The following is a 17,365-nucleotide window of genomic DNA, read 5'->3' as shown; positions in this document are numbered from 1 at the left end:
CGGCTCCCACGGTCCACAGTGCGCACCGGCGGCGGGACCTGCTGGCGGGTGACGACCTAGAGTTCTCCCATGCCCGTCGCCACCTCGCCCACCGCACTCGGCTCGCACGAGGTCGGCGACCTGCTGACCGAAGCCGTTGCGGCGGTGGGAGGTTCGCCCCGGGAGGGGCAGGCGCGCATGACGGCGGAGGTGGCCCGGGCGGTGAACACCTCCGAGCACCTGCTGGTGCAGGCCGGAACCGGCACGGGCAAGTCCCTGGCCTACCTGGTGCCCGCCGTGGCGCACGCGGTGGCCACCGGCAAGCCCGTGGTCGTGGCCACTGCGACGCTCGCCCTGCAGGCGCAGATCGTGGACCGTGACCTGCCCCGCGTGGCCGAGGCGCTGCGCTCGGAGATGGGTCGCCCCATCACCTACGCCCTGGTGAAGGGGCGCAACAACTACCTCTGCCAGCACAAGCTGCTGGGTGGCTTCCCGGACGACGACGCCGACGCTCTGGTCTCGATGGGGCAGGTGGACGCGGACCGCTCGGCGCTGGGGGAGGAGGTCGTCCGGCTGCGCGAGTGGGCGCAGATCACCGAGTCCGGCGACCGTGACGAGCTGGTGCCGGGCGTCTCCCACCGGGCTTGGCGCCAGGTGTCGGTCTCGGCCCGCGAATGCTTCGGCGCCTCCCGCTGCCCGGTGGCCTCGGAGTGCTTCGTCGAGCTCTCGCGGGAGGCCGCCAAGGACGTGGACGTCATCGTGACCAACCACGCCTTCCTGGCGATCGACGCCATCGAGGGGCGGTCGATGCTGCCGGAGCACGACCTGCTGGTCGTCGACGAGGCCCACGAGCTGGTGGACCGCGTGACCGGCGTGGCCACCGACGAGCTCACGCCGGGCACGGTGGCGATCGCGGCGCGCAAGGCCGGCAAGTTCGCGGACACCGACCGGCTGGAGGAAGCCGAGGAGGCACTGTCCCAGGCGCTGGACCCCCTGCCCGAGGGCACCCTGCGGAGCCTGCCGGACGCACTCGCCGACGCGCTGGTGGTGCTGCGCGATGCCGCCCGCGGCGTGAGCACGGACCTCAAGCCCGAGAAGGGGGAGAAGGCCGACGGACCGCAGCAGACAGCCCGGGCCGCCGTGGACGAGGTGGGGGACGTCGCGCAGCGGCTGCTGGAGGAGCGGGAGCTCGACGTGGTGTGGGTGGCTCCGGACGGCCGCTCGAACCAGCGCCGCAACGTGCTGCGGGTGGCGCCCATGAGTGTGGCGATGCTGCTGCGCGAGAAGGTCTTCACCGAGCGCACCGTGGTGATGACCTCGGCCACCCTGGAGCTCGGCGGCTCCTTCGATGCACTGGCCGGCACGCTCGGGCTGCTCGGGGCCGGGGCGCCGTCGTGGAACGGGGTGGACGTCGGCAGCCCCTTCGACTACCCCAAGCAGGCCATGGCCTACGTCGCCGGGCACCTCCCCGCGCCGGGGCGTGACGGCACGGCGCCGGAGCAGGTGGACGAGATCGAGGCCCTCATCCGGGCCGCCGGCGGGCGCACCTTGGGCCTGTTCTCCTCGATGCGGGCCGCCCGCGCCGCCGCCGACGAGATGCGCGAGCGGCTGGGGGACGAGTTCGAGGTGCTGTGCCAGGGCGAGGATCAGTTGCCCACGCTCGTGCGCCGCTTCGCCGCGGACGCGCGGACCTGCCTGTTCGGCACGCTGTCGCTGTGGCAGGGCGTCGACGTGCCCGGGTCGGCCTGCCAGCTGGTGCTGATCGACCGCATCCCCTTCCCGCGCCCGGACGACCCGCTCAGCTCCGCGCGCTCGCAGGCGATCGCGCGGAACGGGGGCAACGGGTTCATGGCCGTCTCCGCGACCCACGCAGCACTGCGTCTGGCGCAGGGCAGCGGACGCCTGGTGCGCCGGGCCGACGACCGCGGGGTGGTGGCCTTCCTCGACCCGCGCATGGTCACCGCCCGGTACGCCGGCTTCCTGCAGAAGAGCTTGCCGCCTTTCTGGCCCACCCAGGACCGGGCGCTGGTGCTGGGCGCGTTGCAGCGGCTGGACGCCACGGCACCCGAGCCGTTGCCGGTGGCCGAGGTCGCGGCCCGTGCCCTGGTGGGCAGCGGTCGGGCCGGGGCACCGCCGGTGTCGCGCTCGGCGCGGACCGCCGTGACCGGTGGCGAGGCGTGGACGGCTGCGGACGACGAGGCGCTGGCCACAGCGGTGGAAGCCGCGCGGGACGAGGCGGGGGTCGCGCGCATCGAGGACGTGGCGCGGGCCGTCGACCGTGCGCCGGACGGGGTGGCCGCCCGCATCGAGCTGTTGGAGCTCAGCCTGACCGAGCCGTCGGGTGGGCCGCGTGAAGAGGCCGAGCACGCCGCACCGGAGGAGGACTGACATGGCCGCGCTGCCCCCGCTGGTGCTGATCAAGGGCCCCGAGGACCTGTTGATCGACCGTGCCGTCGAGCAGGTGGTGGAGTCGGCGCGGGCCGTGGACCCGGAGGTCGACGTGGTGCGCGTGCAGGCGGAGGCCCATACCCCGGGGGACGTGGCGATGGCGCTGAGTCCCAGCCTGTTCGGGGGCGGGACGGTGGTGGTGGTGCGGAACTTCGAGGTGGCCGGCGAGCAGCTCGGCGACGAGGTGGCCGCGGCGGTGGCCGACCCCGGCGAGGGGAACGTGCTGGTGGTCTCGCACCGGTCGGGCACCAAGCACAAGCGGGTGCTGGACGCGATGGCGCGGGCGCACGCGCACACCATCGAGGCGCCGGCGCTGAAGCGGGACGGGGACAAGGCGAACTTCGTGCAGAAGGAGTTCCGGGTGGCGCGGCGCCGCATCGACAGCGATGCCGTCGAGGTGCTGGTGGCCGCGGCCGGAGGGGACGCGCGCACCCTGGCGGCGGCGTGTGCCCAGCTGATCGCGGACACCGAGGGGACGGTCACCACCGAGGAGGTGAACCTCTACCACGGGGGCAAGGTGGAGACGACGGGCTTCAAGGTGGCCGAGGCGGCCTTCACCGGGCAGCGGGCCGAGGCCCTGCGGCTGGTGCGGCACGCGATGATCGGCGGGCTGGACCCGGTGCCGATCGTGGCGGTGATGGCCGGGCAGGCGCGGCAGATCGGGTTGGTGGCCTCGGCGGGGAACCGCGGGTCGGCGCAGGTTGCCAAGGAGCTGGGCATGGCGCCGTTCATGGTGGACAAGGCACGGCGGATGATGAGGGGCTGGGACGGGGAGCGGCTCGGCGCGGCGGTGACGGCCCTGGCGCGGTGTGACCACGAGGTGAAGGGTGCGGCGCGGGACCCGCACTCGGCGGTGGAGCGGGTGGTGGACGAGATCTGCCGGCTGCACGGTTGAGGGGCCGGGGGGCTGTGGCGCGGAGGCCTGGATTCGGCGGGCGCCACGGTGCGGGATGCTGGCGCATCGGCGGTGATGCGGTAGCCTGTCCGGCGTTGCCAGCGCGCCAGAGGGTCGTGCGCGACGGCCAAGCTTTGCGAGTACCGCTCAACCACGGGCATCCCCACGTCCGGTCCCGAGCGAATGCTCTCGCCCTCTAGCGTCACCCCGCGACGCCACACCATCGAGTGATCTCGACGTGGACGGTGGGGAGCGCAGTGACTCAAACATCAACGACCTCATTGGGAGAGACCCACGTGGCGAACATCAAGTCGCAGAAGAAGCGCGTTCTGACCAACGCGAAGCGCACCGAGCGCAACCGCGCGTACAAGTCGGAGCTGCGCACCTGGATCCGCAAGTTCCGTGCCGCCGCCGAGTCGGGCGACGCCACCGCGGCGCAGGACGCGCTGCAGACGGCCAGCAAGAAGCTGGACAAGGCCGTGAGCAAGGGCGTGATCCACAAGAACCAGGCCGCCAACAAGAAGTCGGCCATGGCGAAGCGGGCCGCGGCTCTCTGAGCTGACGCCGCACGCGCCTGACGGGGCGGTCACCTTCGGGTGGCCGCCCCGTTCGTGTGCCCTGGGGGCCGCCCCTCAGCGGTGCCCCGCTCCGGCGCACCGCCCGTCGAACCGGCCGTTCAGGGCATGGAAGTTCCCGCTGTGGGGGAGTTTTCCCACTGTGTAGCGATGGTGTGGGGAACCTCCCGCTCTCCGCGCCACACCCACTCACGCGCCGTGACCAACCACCACGTCGCACCCACCACCTCGCACACTCACAGGCATCGTCGCGGTGACGATCGAGCGCTCTGCGTGTCCACAGCGAGAGCGCCAGACCAGCGCGGGGAGCCTTCCGCATCTGGTGCCCTGTGGCGGTGGATCCGGTGACCTACGAAGCGCTCCTGCCGATTGCGCACTCGCGGCACGGACTCGTGACCCGTTCCGAGGCCCGCGCCGCTGGCATCCCGGAGAGTGTGTTCCAGCGCGCTGCCCAGCGGTGGCCGCGGCTCCTGCCCGGGGTCTACTGGACCACCCCGACCGTCGAGTGCCTGAGGTTCCTCGCGGACCGGGGCAGCAGCCGCTCCCGGGAGTGGTACGTGTGCGGTCTGGTCCCGTGGAAGGTGCGGGTTGCTGCAGCGCTGGCTCGTTGGCCGGAGGCGCGGCTCGGGGGACTGAGCGCCGCCCACGAGCAGGGGTGGGCCGCCGAACCGAGTGGCCTGAGCCTGCTCGTGCCGCAGAAGGCTGTGCTGAGCCCACCGCCGGGGATCCGCATCCGACGGGAGTCACCGGGCGAGAGACTGCCCTCCCTCCCGGGCACCGTGCGGATGACCCGTGTGGACGACACCGTGCTCGATGTGGTGCAGGGCGTCGGCGACGACCAACTGTTCACCTGGCTGTGCCGGGCAGTGGGTTCGCGGCGCACCACCCCCGTGCGGCTCCTGGAGCGGCTCGGCGAACGTGGTCGGTTGAAGGGGCGCGCCCTCATCGTGGCGGCGTTGCGGGATGCGGCCCACGGGACGGCGTCCGAGTTGGAGCGACGTTACGTGAATGAGGTGCATCGTCCGCACGGACTGCCGCGGATGGCGCAGCAGCTTCCTCGCCCCGTCAGGTCGGCGGACGGGGGCGTCGGGACGGGACGAGTGGACGTGGCCTATGAGGCACAGCGCGTGGTGGTGGAGCTGGACGGCCGGCTCGGTCACGTGGGGGAGGGCGCTTTCCGTGACCGTCGACGCGACAACGTCAACCAGCTGGACGGGTGGGCGACGCTGCGGTTCGGGTGGCACGACGTGGTCAGCGACCCCTGCGCGGTGGCGCGGGACGTGGCGCTGATGCTGCGCCATGCGGGGTGGCTCTCGGGGGCCACTGCCTGCCGCCGGTGCCGGGGTACTGGTGCCGGCGTGGAAACGGGCCCGGGGGAGTGGTGACGTCCCCGTTGGCTGGAACTCCCGCGGAGGGGGAGGTTCCCTACTGTGTGGCGTCGGAGTGGTGGAGTTCCCGCTGAGGGGGACGGTTCCTCCTGTGTGGCGTTCGAGTGGTGAAGCTCCCACCTCGCCGCCCGCAGCAGCTCAGTGTGTCTCTGCGCTACGCTGACCCCATGTCGGCGGACACTCTGCTCCTTCGCTAGCCGCGTACGCACACCGCGTCGCGGCCACCCCTCCTTGCGCGAGGGGCTTTTTCATGTCGGGGCGCTCGGCGGCACGAGGCCGGGGCGGCAGGCAGGCACCGAGCAGACCGCACGAGATGACCCGCACGACGCGCACGACCCAGATGACCCGCACCACCCGCACCCCCGCACCGTCCAGACCACCGCACACACCGCCCGCCAGGAGAGCCCATGAGCGAGAACGACCGCAACGAGACCCCGTTCCGGTACACCCCGCAACTGGCCAACGAGATCGAGGCCCGCTGGCAGGACCGCTGGGCCGCTGAGGGCACCTTCCGGGCGCCCAACCCCACCGGTGACCTGGCCCCCGCGGACCCCTCCGAGCGCGAGGCCGTCGCCGCCCGCCCGAAGGTGATGATCCAGGACATGTTCCCGTACCCCTCGGGCGCGGGCCTGCACGTGGGCCACCCGCTGGGCTTCATCGCCACCGACGTCTACGCCCGCTACCAGCGCACCACCGGCCGCAACGTCCTCTACACGATGGGCTTCGACGCTTTCGGCCTGCCCGCGGAGCAGTATGCCGTCGCCACCGGCCAGCACCCGCGCACCACCACCGAGGCCAACATGGAGACCTACCGCCGGCAGCTGCGCCAGCTGGGTCTGAGCCACGACGACCAGCGCACCTTCGCCACCATCGACCCGGACTACTACCGCTGGACGCAGTGGATCTTCCTGCAGGTCTACAACTCCTGGTACGACCCCCAGGCCCCGGGTCGCCGCCCCGGCACCACGGGCCGCGCGCGCCCCATCGAGGAGCTGGAGGCCGCCTACGCGAGCGGCGAGGTGCCCACCCCCGACGGCCGCCCCTGGGACGAGCTCGATGCGGGGGAGCGCGCCGACGCGGTCGACGCCCGCCGTCTGGCCTACCTGAGCGACGCCCCGGTGAACTGGGTGCCGGGCCTGGGCACGGTGGTGGCCAACGAGGAGGTCACCGCCGACGGCCGTTCGGAGCGTGGCAACTTCCCGGTCTTCAAGCGCAACCTGCCGCAGTGGATGATGCGGATCACCGCTTACGCCGACCGCCTGGTCGATGACCTGGACCGCCTGCAGTGGCCCGAGTCGGTGGCCTCCATGCAGCGCAACTGGATCGGCCGCAGCACCGGCGCCGCCGTGTTCTTCGAGGTGGCCGTCCCCAACGCCGCCTCCCTGCCCGCCGATGCCGACGGCCGCACCCGGCTGGAGGTCTTCACCACCCGCCCGGACACCCTGTTCGGCGCCACCTTCATGGTCGTCGCCCCGGAGCACCCGGTGGCCGATGCGGTGCCGGCCCAGTGGCCGGAGGGCACCGGGGAGGCCTGGACCGGCGGGCACGCCACCCCGGCCGAGGCGGTCGCGGCCTACCGGCAGGCGGCTGCCCGCAAGTCCGACCTGGACCGGCAGGCGGACGACCGCGCCAAGACCGGCGTGTTCACCGGCATCTGGGCCACCAACCCGGTCACCGAGGAGCGTGTGCCGGTGTTCATGGCCGACTACGTGCTGATGGGGTACGGCACCGGAGCGATCATGGCTGTCCCCGCCCAGGACCAGCGCGACTGGGACTTCGCGACCACCTACGAGCTGCCGATCGTCCGCACCGTGCAGCCCAGCGAGGGCCACGACGAGGACACCGCCTTCACCGGTGAGGGCCCGGCGATCAACTCCGCCAACGAGCAGGTCGACCTGAACGGGCTGGGCGTCGCCGAGGCGAAGGACCGCATCATCGCCCACCTGGAGTCCACCGGGTCCGGGCACCGCACCATCACCTACAAGCTGCGGGACTGGCTGTTCAGCCGCCAGCGCTACTGGGGTGAGCCCTTCCCCATCGTGTGGGACGCCGACGGCCGCGCCCACGCGGTGCCGGCCGACCAGCTGCCCGTCGAGCTGCCCGAGGTGGCCGACTACAGCCCCAAGACCTACGACCCGGAGGACTGGGACACCCAGCCCGAGTCGCCGCTGGGCCGCAACGCCGACTGGGTGAACGTCACGCTCGACCTGGGAGACGGCCCCCAGCAGTACCGGCGCGAGACCAACACGATGCCCAACTGGGCTGGCTCCTGCTGGTACGAGCTGCGCTACACCGACCCCACCAACGACCAGGCCTTCGTGGACCCGGCGGTCGAGGAGTACTGGATGGGCCCGGGCCGCGGTTTCGGCGAGGGCGTCGCGGACGACCCCGGCGGCGTGGACCTGTACGTCGGCGGCGTGGAGCACGCGGTGCTGCACCTGCTGTACGCGCGCTTCTGGCACAAGGTGCTGTTCGACCTGGGCCACCTGAGCTCCGACGAGCCCTTCCGCCGCCTGTTCAACCAGGGCATGGTGCAGGCCTTCGCGTTCCGCGACGACCGGGGCCAGCCGGTGCCGGCGGCGGAGGTCACCGAGACCCAGGCCCCCGACCACCCCCGGGCGCAGAACGGCATCCTGTACGAGTGGGAGGGCCAGCCGGTCACCCGCGAGTACGGGAAGATGGGCAAGTCTCTGAAGAACGTGGTGACGCCGGATGAGATGTGCGCGCAGTACGGCGCGGACGTCTTCCGCGTCTACGAGATGTCGATGGGGCCGCTGGACGCCTCCCGCCCGTGGGAGACGCGGGCCGTGGTGGGTTCGCAGCGCTTCCTGCAGCGGCTGTGGCGCGCGATCGTGGACGAGACCACCGGTGAGCTGCTGGTGACCGACGACGCCGCCCAGGACGAGACCCTGCGCGCCCTGCACCGCACGATCGCGGGTGTGGCCGACGACTTCGAGAACCTGCGCTTCAACACGGCGGTCTCCAAGCTGATCGAGCTGACGAACACCGTCACCAAGCTGCCGGCCGTGCCGCGTGAGGTGGCCGAGCCGCTCGTGCAGATGGTGGCCCCGCTGGCCCCGCACGTCGCCGAGGAGCTGTGGAGCCGCCTGGGGCACGAGAGCTCCCTGGCCACCGAGCCCTTCCCCCAGGCCGATGAGGCGATGCTGGTGGCCGAGACGGTCACCTGCGTGGTGCAGATCAAGGGCAAGGTCCGTGACCGCCTCGAGGTCTCCCCGGAGATCCCCGCCGACGACCTGGAGGCGCAGGCACTGGCCAGCGAGCGGGTGCAGCAGTTCATCGACGGCGCGCCGGTGCGCAAGGTGATCGTGAAGGCCCCGACCCTCGTCAACATCGTGGTCTGAGGTGGCACCGATGCCGCAGTCCGTCGCGCTGGTCACCGACTCCACCGCCGAGCTCGCGCTCGCGCTGGGGGACGGCGGCGACGCGTCCCTCGGCGAGCTCGGCTGGGGCGTGGGCATGGTTCCGCTCCACGTCGTCGTGGACGGCACCAGCCACCGGGAGGGCGTTGACCTCGATGCGGAGCGCCTGGCCTCCGCGCTCGACTCCCGCGCCGCGGTGACCACCGCCTCGCCGGGGCCCTCGGAGTTCGAGGCCGCGTGGCGCTCGGCCCTGGACGCCGGGGCCGAGCACGTCGTCAGCGTCCACCTCTCGAGCAAGATGTCGGCGACCGGCGACGTGGCGCGGTCCACCGCATCGATGCTGGAGCTGCCGGTCACGGTGATCGACTCCCGGAGCGTCTCGGGCGGGCTGGCCGCGCCGGTGCTGGCCGGCGCGCGGGCCGCGGCGGCCGGGGCGGACCTGGACGCGGTGGTGGACGTGGTCAACCGGACCATCGACCGCACCCAGGTGCGCTTCGTGGTGGAGTCGCTCGACCGCCTGCGGCGAGGTGGCCGCATCGGGGCGGCGCAGGCCTTCCTGGGCACGGCGCTGTCGGTGAAGCCGTTGCTGCAGGTGGCCCGTGACGGGTCGGTGGACGGCTGGCAGAAGGTGCGCACCCTGCGGGCCGCCCGACAGGCCCTGCTCGCGTGGGGTCAGGAGACGGCCACGACGGCGGCGGACGCCGTCATCGACAGCCTCACCGACGACGAGTTCTCCGATGGTGAGGGCACCGCGGTGGACGTCACGGTGCACCACCTGGAGCGCCCCGAGACGGCGAAGGAGATGGCGGCGGCACTGCGGGCCGCGGTGGACGACACCGTCGCGGTGCGCATCAGCCGGCTGGGCGCCACGGTCGGCGCGCACACCGGGGTGGGGACGGTCGCCATCGTGGTCTCGCCGCGGGTGGAGGGCGACCCGGGGCGCTGGACGCCCGCACCCTGAGGGACGCCGGCTGCCCCGCGGACGGACTGCCGCGCCCGGACGCCCGGTGACCGGTGACCATGGGGGGATCACCGGCCACCGGGCGTCACGAGCGGGTCAGAAGCGCTTGCACTGACCTTCCTTGTTGCCCTGGACGACGTTCTTGGAACCGGTCGGCACGGGGCGGTTGCTCTTGCACTGCAGGGTGCCGTCCACGCGGTTGCCGATGACGAAGAACCGGGTGTTCTTGGTGGTGGAGAGTGTGGAGACCCCTCGTGAAGGGGCCGTGAGGGGTGCGTGAGGGTTTCCTGATGCAGCGGCAGCGGCAGGGGCCGGGGGCCCGGGCGGGGCGCGGGCGCTCGTCCACAGGCCCCGATGCGGGGAGCCCGGCCGCCGTGGACCACCCACCTAGCGTGCGGCGCGGGGGTGATGACCATGGAGAACGAACCCGAGGAGCGGGTGGTCTGGGAACCGAAGCGGGAGCGGAACGACGCCGGGCAGCAGCCCGGACGTGGTCCGGCGCGCGGGCAGGCGGCCCGGGTGTTCTCGTCGGCGGTGGAGGTGCCGGAGTCGGTGGCCGGTGCCCGGTGGGGCGTCCAGGCCTCGGTCCTGCGATGGGTGGCGCTGGCAGCGCTCCTGCTGGTGGTGGCGCTGGGCGGGTGGACCTGGTGGTCCGGCCGGCAGGCAGCGCCGCACCCGGTCGAGCGGCCGGCGGACGCGGACGTTCAGGGTGCGGAGACGGTGGCCTCCGGGGAGGCAGGCTCGGCCGGCGCCGTCGGCGGTGACCCCGCGGCTCCGGGTCCGGCGGGTGCCCAGGACCCGTCCCCGGGCGCGGACGCCGGGCAGGACCCGGCGTCCGGCGCGGCGAGCGCCCAGGCCGCGGCGACCGTCCACGTCGTGGGGGAGGTCCGCCGCCCCGGGGTGGTGCGGGTGCCGGCCGGGAGCCGGGTTGGGGACGCGGTGGAGGCCGCCGGCGGTCTGACCGGGCAGGCGGACGAGCAGCGCCTCAACCTGGCCCGGCCGGTGACCGACGGGGAGCAGATCCTGGCGCTGCGTCCCGGCGAGGAGCCCCCGTCCCCGGCGGCTGCTGGTGGGCCCGGCGCTCCGGGGGCGGGTGCACCCGGTGCCCCGGCGGGCGGCGGCGCGGCGGGTGACGGGGGCCCGCTCGACCTCAACACCGCCGACCAGGCCGCGCTCGAGGAGCTTCCCGGCGTGGGGCCGGTGACCGCGGAGCACATCCTGGCCTGGCGGAAGGAGAACGGGCAGTTCACCACCGTGGACGAGCTGATGGAGGTCAGCGGCATCGGGGAGAAGACCCTGGCCACGCTGCGGCCGCACGTGAGGGTCGGGTGAGCAGCCACGCGGCCGGGGCACGTGACCGGTCACGGCTCGACCTCCGGCTGCTGGTCCCCGCGCTGGTCGCCTGGGCGGTGGCTGCCGCCGGCCTGGCCTGGGGCGCCCCGCTGCGCTGGGCCTGCGTCGGCGGGTGCGCCCTGGTGGCCGCCGGTGGCCTGTGGTGGTTCCGGCGGCCCGGGCGGGACCGCGCCCGGGTGGGGGCGGCGGTGCTCACGCTCAGCGGCATCCTCACTGCCCTGCTGCTGGGGGTCTCCACCCTGGCCGAGACCTCCCGGCAGCAGGGCCTGGTGGCCCGGGCCATCGCCGAGGAGGCGGTCGTCAGCGCCGAGGTCACCCTCACCGCCGACGCCCGGCGGGTGGTGAGCGAGGGGCGCTTCGGACGCAGCGAGCTGGTGCTGCTGCGGGCCCGGGCACACCGCATCGAGCACCGCGGGCAGGAGTCGGCGGCCAACGCGCCGGTGCTGGTGATCGCGCGGCCCGGCTCGGGCTGGGACGAGCTCACATGGCGCACCCGGCTGGAGGTGACCGGCCTGGTGGAGCCCAGCGACCCCGGGGACGACGTGGTGGCCGTGCTGTCGCCGGCGAAGGGGCCGCAGGAGGTCCGGCCGCCGGGCGGGGGCTGGCGGGTGGCCGAGAGCCTGCGCGAGGGGCTGCGTGAGTCGATGGACCCGGTCTGGACCGATGCCCGCGGCCTGGTGCCCGGCCTGGTCCTGGGCGACACCTCGCTGACGCCCGAGGAGCTCACCGAAGCCATGAACGAGACCGGCATGACCCACCTCAGCGCGGTGAGCGGGTCCAACGTCGCGATCGTGGTGGGTGCCGTGCTGTGGGTGTGCACGGGGGTGGGCGTGCCGCGACGCCTCAGACCGTGGGCGGCCGCGTTGGCGCTGGGAGGGTTCGTGGTGCTCGCGCGCCCCGAGCCGTCGGTGCTGCGCGCCGGGGTGATGGGCGGCGTGGCCCTGGTGGGCATGACCGCCTCGCGCCGGGCGGCCTCGCTGCCGGCACTGGCCACGAGCATGGTGCTCCTGCTGGTGTGGGACCCGTGGCTCGCGCGGTCCTACGGGTTCGCGCTCTCGGTGCTGGCCACGCTCGGCCTGGTGCTCTTCGTGCGGCCCTGGGCCGAGGCGCTGCGGCGGCGCTGGCCGGCGGTGCCCGAACCGGTGGCGCAGGCGTTGGTGATCCCGGTGGCCGCGGCGCTGACGACGGCCCCCGTGGTGGCGATGCTGCAGGGGCAGGTGAGTGTGGTGGGCCTGCTCACCAACCTGGCTGCGGCCCCGCTGGTGGCCCCGGCGACGGTCGGCGGTGTGGTGGTGGTGCTGGTGCACCCGGTGGCCGAGCCCCTCGCCGACGCCATCGCCTGGGTGGCCGCGGCTCCGGCGCAGGTGATCGGGTGGATTGCCCGGGCCGGGGCCGCGGTTCCCCACGGGGCGGTTCCCTGGCCCGCCGACGGCCGGGGAGGGCTCGTGCTGGCGGTGGTCCTGGCCCTGGTGGTTGTGAGCGGCCCCCCGCTGGTGCGTCTGCTGGCCCGGCCCGGCCGGTGGCGCGACATGGTGACGGCCTCGGCCGGGTGCACGGCGCTGGTGCTCGGGGTGCTCTGGGCCGGGCCGCGCCTCCCTGCGGCGGTGCCCGGCCTCGGCAGCGCCGGCGCCGCGACCGACTGGCGCGTGGTGATGTGCGACGTGGGCCAGGGGGACGCCTTCCTGGTGCGCACCGCTCCCGACCGTGCGGTACTGGTGGACACCGGACCCCCTGGCGCCCGCACGCCCTCCTGCCTGCGCGCAGCGGGGGTCCGTGCCCTGGATGCCGTGGTGGTCACCCACGCGCACGCCGACCACTCGGGGAACCTGGGAGCCGTGCTCGATGCGGTGCCCGTTGGCGCCGTCTGGGCGTCGCCGTCCGAGCTCGCCCGTCCGATGCAGCCGGGGCACCCCGCGGAGTGGCGGGAGGTCGCGCGCGCCCGGGGCACCCCCATCGAGCCGTTCGCCGCAGGGGACCGGGTGGACCTGGGTGCGGCCCGCCTGACGGCCGTGTGGCCCCGCGCCGGGGTGGACGTGGCCCCCGACGACCGCCGCAACGACGGCAGCCTCGTGCTCCACGCCGAGGTGGGAGCGGCCGGGCCGGCAGCAGGGGCGGCCGGCGGTGCCTGGGTCCCGGCAGACGGTGGTGCGGCACCGGTGCGGGTGTTGCTCACGGGGGACCTGGAGAAGACCGGTGGGGCGGCGGTACAGGCCCTGACCGCCGAGGTGCCCGTGGACGTGCTGAAGGTGCCGCACCACGGGTCGGCCCGCCAGGGGGAGGCACTGCTGGCCCGGGGCGCGCCGCTGGCGCTGGTGAGTGCCGGCCGCGACAACGACCACGGCCACCCGGCGCCGGCGACCCTGGAACGGCTCGACGCCGCGGGAAGCACCGTGGTCGGGACGGTCGAGCACGGAGACGTCGCCGTCGGGGCCAGTGACACGGGTCTGTGGTGGGCCCGCTTGTGACCGGCAGCCGCCGGCGGAGCAGCGCGCTCCACCGTGGCCGCTCCGCCCGTCACTGGCTCCCCGCCCGTCGCCGGCGCACCGTCCCCGCGGCGCCGGCGCCGTCAGCCGCCGAAGTGCTCTGCGAGGTCGTCGGGGTCGCCCAGCATGCCGCCGCAGGCGGCCAGCGGGGCGACGAGCAGCGTGGCCAGGACGGTCCGGCGTCCGAGGTGTTCCATGGGACCAGTGCCCCCCCGTGGGGCAGTGGCTCAGGCCGTCGGTTGCTCGGAGGCCATCTCGCCCGCGCGCCCGGACGCCGCAGCAGGACGCCCTCGCCCTGTTCGGCGTGCTCGGGCTGAGCGGGGAGGACCTTAGGGCCCAGAAGACCAAGCAGGCGGCATTGAATCTGTACTTCGAGCACCTGGAAGCGGCCCACGTCCTGGTGGCCAGGAGCGTCCAGGGCTACATGCCGCAGTCCCTCGCCAAGATCCTGTTCAGCGGCCTCACGGTCCCAGACGCGAAGGCCCCCTACGTGTTCCTCGCGGGAGGCAGCCACGGCGAGGACGAGGAAGCCCACCGGGCGGCAGCTCTTCACCCTGGCACTGTTCACCGCCCTCATCGGCCGCAAGATGTTCAGGGCCGTCACGATGGACACGACAACCCTGCGCGACGCTCCGCCGCCGGAGTACGCGATCGTCGGGGAGATGCTCATGCCCGAGCAGCTCGTGCGCTCCCTGGACCTGTCGTCGCTCGACGCGATCCAGCACGCGGCGGACGAGCTCAAGGTGACCCCCAGTGCGCTGGTCGTCCGCGCCCAGGGCCTCAAGCTCCTCGGGTGGGACGTGGCATGCGAGCACCTGCGCGAGCTCGGCGAGGCCTTCCGCGGCAGGCCGAAGAAGCAGGCGCGCCAGCCCAAGCCAGTCAACGCCGTCCGCAAGTACAACGGGCGCAGGTTCACGCGCGCGATGCTGGCCGCGGTCGACGACGGCGCGATGAGCCCGGGCGAGTTCTGCCGGGTCGTCGGCGCTCGCAAGATCAAGCCCGAGGACCTCGACGAGCTCGGTAGGGCGGTCGGTTGATGGACGACGTCGTGCACCGTGTTGGACGGTCCCGCACCGTCGAATTGGGCCCAGCCTGCGGTACAATGACGGCATGCCCACACGACGCGGCCCGAAGAAGTACCGCCGACGCATCACGGGTGCATCCGCGAGCGCCACTGGCGGTGGACTCTCCTCCTCGCTGGTTCGCACCGATGGAGCCGAGCTCCAGTCCCTCGTCGACTTCATCGACGCTCGCCGTGCCTTCTTCGAAGACATCGCCCTAGAGGTCGGCGACCAGGTCACGAAGTCAGTTTCCGAAGCCAGGGAATTCGCGCGCAGCACACTGAGCTTGGTCGAGAGTGAGGAGGCCGCCGAGATCGCACAGGAGATCCAGCAGGCGTGCATTGAGTTCCTCCGCGCGTACAACCCGCCCGCGACGCCTACCAACTATCCAGATCCCCAGCTGCTCGCGAACCAGTTGCGCGCGTTGAGGACCGAGGTGAATCGGTACGTGGCGCTGGCGCTTCATCTATTCGGAGTCTCTACCCCTCGCAACCTGGACCTCAGCGACGTCGACGTGACTGCGAGGGTGATGTCAGACGTGTGGCGCAACAAGCCATGACGTGGGCCCGAGTTGCTGCAGAGTAAGTCATAAGGTCCACAGCACCCCGACCTGTCAACGACGCCCAGCGCACGGTGCTCGACTGGCTCGCAGCCGGCGGCTCCCATGACCCGCCGCGCCCGGACATGAAGCAGAGCGCAGCAGCGCTCGCCCCGCGCGGCCTCGTCCACCTGCCGCCCGGGCGGCAGGTGGACGGCAGAGCTCACGGACGCGGGTCGGTACTTCGTCGAGCACGGCAGGTACCCGGGGGAGCCCGAGAGGGACGAGGGGCCGGCGACGCCGCGACGGCGCGGTGCCGCGCGCCCCGCTGGGCCGAAGACCACGCGGACGTCCCCGGCGGCCGCCGAGGAGCCGGAGCCCGTCGTGGCATCGCAGGAGCGCGAGGCGCAGGTCCCGCTGCGCCAGGTCGTCCGTCGGCCGCCCCCGGCCGTCAAGGAGCTCAGGGACCGGTCCGGACGCCTGCCGACGCCCTTGCGCCGCCGGTGCGTGCTGATCGCCCACGCGCTCGTCACGGGGGCGCTGGCGCGCGGGTGGATGGTCAAACCCGTGGAGGCGCGCCAGGAGTCCGACGGCTACCGCGGCACCTACCTGCGCTACGACAGCCAGGCTCTGCTCCTGCTCGACGCCGGGCACGCTCCCGTCAGGATCGTGTTCAGCGAGGTGACGAAGCGGTGTCCCCACGAGGACACGAAGGAGGAGGCTGCTCGTCGCGCCAAGGGCCAGTACGCCTGGACGCCGACCTACGACTACGTCGGCGACGGCCGGCTGCGGCTGCACCTCACGGACCGCGACGGGAGGAAGACCGGCGCCTCGTGGACCGACGGTGCCCGCATCACGGTCGAGGACCGGCTGCCCGAGGTGCTCGCCGCCGTCGACGAGGCGAGCGAGCGAGCCGTGCGGATGGAGCAGGAGCGCCGCCGCCGTGAGGAGGAGGAGAGGCTGCGTCGGGAGGAGGCCCCTGAAGGTGCCGCACCACGGGTCGGCCCGCCAGGGGGAGGCACTGCTGGCCCGGGGCGCGCCGCTGGCGCTGGTGAGTGCCGGCCGCGACAACGACCACGGTCACCCGGCGCCGGCGACCCTGGAACGGCTCGACGCCGCGGGAAGCACCGTGGTCGGGACGGTCGAGCACGGAGACGTCGCCGTCGGGGCCAGTGACACGGGTCTGTGGTGGGCCCGCTTGTGACCGGCAGTCGCCGGCGGAGCGCGCCCGCCCGTCACCGGCCCATCACAGCGGTGGCGCCGTCAGCCGCCGAAGCGCTCCGCGAGGTCGTCGGTGGTCGGGTGTCCGGCATCGCGGGCCGTGACGACCTGCTCGGGGGCCATCTCGCCCGCCGCCCGGCACAGCGAGTCCATCATCGCGGCCACGGCGGGCACCCGCAGGAGGTCCGCCGTGGTGACTGCGTGGATGGTCCGCTCCGAGCGCTGGCTCAGCGGCAGCGCCACCACGCCCTCGTGGCGGACGTGGCGCAGCACCATCCGCGGCACCAGCGCCGCCCCGAGCCCTGCGGAGACCAGCCCCAGCACCGCGACGTAGTCCTCGGTCTGGAACTCGACGCGGGGGATGAACCCGGCCTCTTGGCCCAGGTGCATCAGGTGGCCGCGGCAGCGGGCGCACCCAGCGATCCAGGGGTCGTCGGCCAGCGCGGCGAGGGCCACGGTGTCGCCGCCCGCCTGGGGGTGGTCCTCCGGCAGGGCGATCAGCATCTCGTCGGTGAGGATGTCGCGGATCTCCAGCCCGGCCAGGTCGTCCACCTCGCGCCCCACGGGGGTGCCGCTGTGGGAGAAGGCCACGGCCAGGTCGCAGCGGCCGTCACGCAGGGCGGCCAGCGACTCCGGCGGCTCCGCCTCGGTGAGCTGGATCTCGATGGCGGGGTGCTCGGCGCGCAGGTCGCGCAGGGCGTGGGGCACCAGGGCGGCGCTCGATGAGGGGAACGCGGCCACGCGCACCCGTCCGGACTGCAGTCCGGCCAGGGCGCTGAGCTCCTGCTCGGCGGTGTCGAGCAGGCTCAGCACGGTGACAGCGTGCCGGGCGAGGACCTGCCCGGCTTGGGTGAGCCGGACGGTCCGTCCTTGGCGCTCCACCAGAGGAGTGCCGATACGTCCCTCCAGCCGCCGGACCATCTGCGAGATGGCCGGCTGGGTGTAGCCCAGTGAGTGGGCAGCCGCCGTGAAGGACCCCTGCTCCGAGATGGCACGCATGATGCGCAGCCCTGCCGTGTCAATCATCCCTCAACTGTAACCTCTTGTTTGGCGCGGGAAAAGTGTCGCGCCATTGTGTAATCC

The 17,365-nt window shown here is 73.4% G+C and carries 12 protein-coding genes; 11 read left to right on the top strand and 1 reads right to left on the bottom strand.

The window, feature by feature from the left end; genetic code table 11:
* Positions 1-69: 69 nt before the first annotated feature.
* From KSED_RS08520 to KSED_RS14920, 11 genes are all read left to right on the top strand, one after another.
* Entirely contained in the window at positions 70-2,367 is a 2,298-nt protein-coding gene (locus tag KSED_RS08520; protein ID WP_015779694.1) for an ATP-dependent DNA helicase, read from the top strand.
* A gap of 1 nt (position 2,368) precedes the next feature.
* Positions 2,369-3,322 (top strand): DNA polymerase III subunit delta, encoded by a 954-nt coding sequence (gene holA, locus KSED_RS08515; protein WP_015779693.1) that lies wholly within the window; start codon positions 2,369-2,371, stop codon positions 3,320-3,322.
* Positions 3,323-3,618: 296 nt separating this feature from the next.
* A complete protein-coding gene (gene rpsT, locus KSED_RS08510; RefSeq protein ID WP_015779692.1) occupies positions 3,619-3,879 on the top strand; it encodes a 30S ribosomal protein S20 in 261 nt (86 codons plus the stop codon).
* 410 nt (positions 3,880-4,289) lie between these two features.
* Positions 4,290-5,282, top strand: a complete 993-nt coding sequence (locus tag KSED_RS13705; protein WP_147287744.1) for a DUF559 domain-containing protein — start codon at positions 4,290-4,292, stop codon at positions 5,280-5,282.
* A 410-nt stretch (positions 5,283-5,692) separates the two neighbouring features.
* Complete coding sequence (leuS, locus tag KSED_RS08500) at positions 5,693-8,647, top strand: leucine--tRNA ligase (protein ID WP_015779690.1); 2,955 nt, start codon at positions 5,693-5,695, stop codon at positions 8,645-8,647.
* A gap of 10 nt (positions 8,648-8,657) precedes the next feature.
* Complete coding sequence (locus KSED_RS08495) at positions 8,658-9,626, top strand: DegV family protein (protein WP_015779689.1); 969 nt, start codon at positions 8,658-8,660, stop codon at positions 9,624-9,626.
* A 414-nt stretch (positions 9,627-10,040) separates the two neighbouring features.
* Positions 10,041-10,958, top strand: coding sequence for a helix-hairpin-helix domain-containing protein (locus tag KSED_RS15335; RefSeq protein ID WP_015779688.1), 918 nt, complete (start codon positions 10,041-10,043; stop codon positions 10,956-10,958).
* Positions 10,955-13,444 carry a ComEC/Rec2 family competence protein gene (locus KSED_RS08485; RefSeq protein ID WP_015779687.1) on the top strand — a complete coding sequence of 830 codons (2,490 nt, stop codon included), beginning with the start codon at positions 10,955-10,957 and terminating at the stop codon, positions 13,442-13,444. The genes KSED_RS15335 and KSED_RS08485 overlap by 4 nt, the downstream gene beginning before the upstream one ends.
* Before the next feature lie 623 nt (positions 13,445-14,067).
* Complete coding sequence (locus KSED_RS08480; protein ID WP_015779685.1) at positions 14,068-14,499, top strand: hypothetical protein; 432 nt, start codon at positions 14,068-14,070, stop codon at positions 14,497-14,499.
* A gap of 73 nt (positions 14,500-14,572) precedes the next feature.
* Positions 14,573-15,082, top strand: coding sequence for a DUF6650 family protein (locus KSED_RS08475; protein WP_015779684.1), 510 nt, complete (start codon positions 14,573-14,575; stop codon positions 15,080-15,082).
* Between the two features lie 363 nt (positions 15,083-15,445).
* Positions 15,446-16,237, top strand: a complete 792-nt coding sequence (locus KSED_RS14920; protein WP_015779683.1) for a hypothetical protein — start codon at positions 15,446-15,448, stop codon at positions 16,235-16,237.
* Positions 16,238-16,324: 87 nt separating this feature from the next.
* Here KSED_RS14920 and KSED_RS08465 read toward each other — a convergent pair whose 3' ends face one another.
* Positions 16,325-17,308 (bottom strand): LysR family transcriptional regulator, encoded by a 984-nt coding sequence (locus KSED_RS08465; protein WP_015779682.1) that lies wholly within the window; start codon positions 17,306-17,308, stop codon positions 16,325-16,327.
* Between the last annotated feature and the right edge of the window lie 57 nt (positions 17,309-17,365).

The organism is Kytococcus sedentarius DSM 20547, assembly GCF_000023925.1.
In the GTDB taxonomy this organism is placed as follows: Bacteria; Actinomycetota; Actinomycetes; order Actinomycetales; family Dermatophilaceae; genus Kytococcus; species Kytococcus sedentarius.
This window is presented reverse-complemented; position numbering and strand designations above follow the sequence as displayed.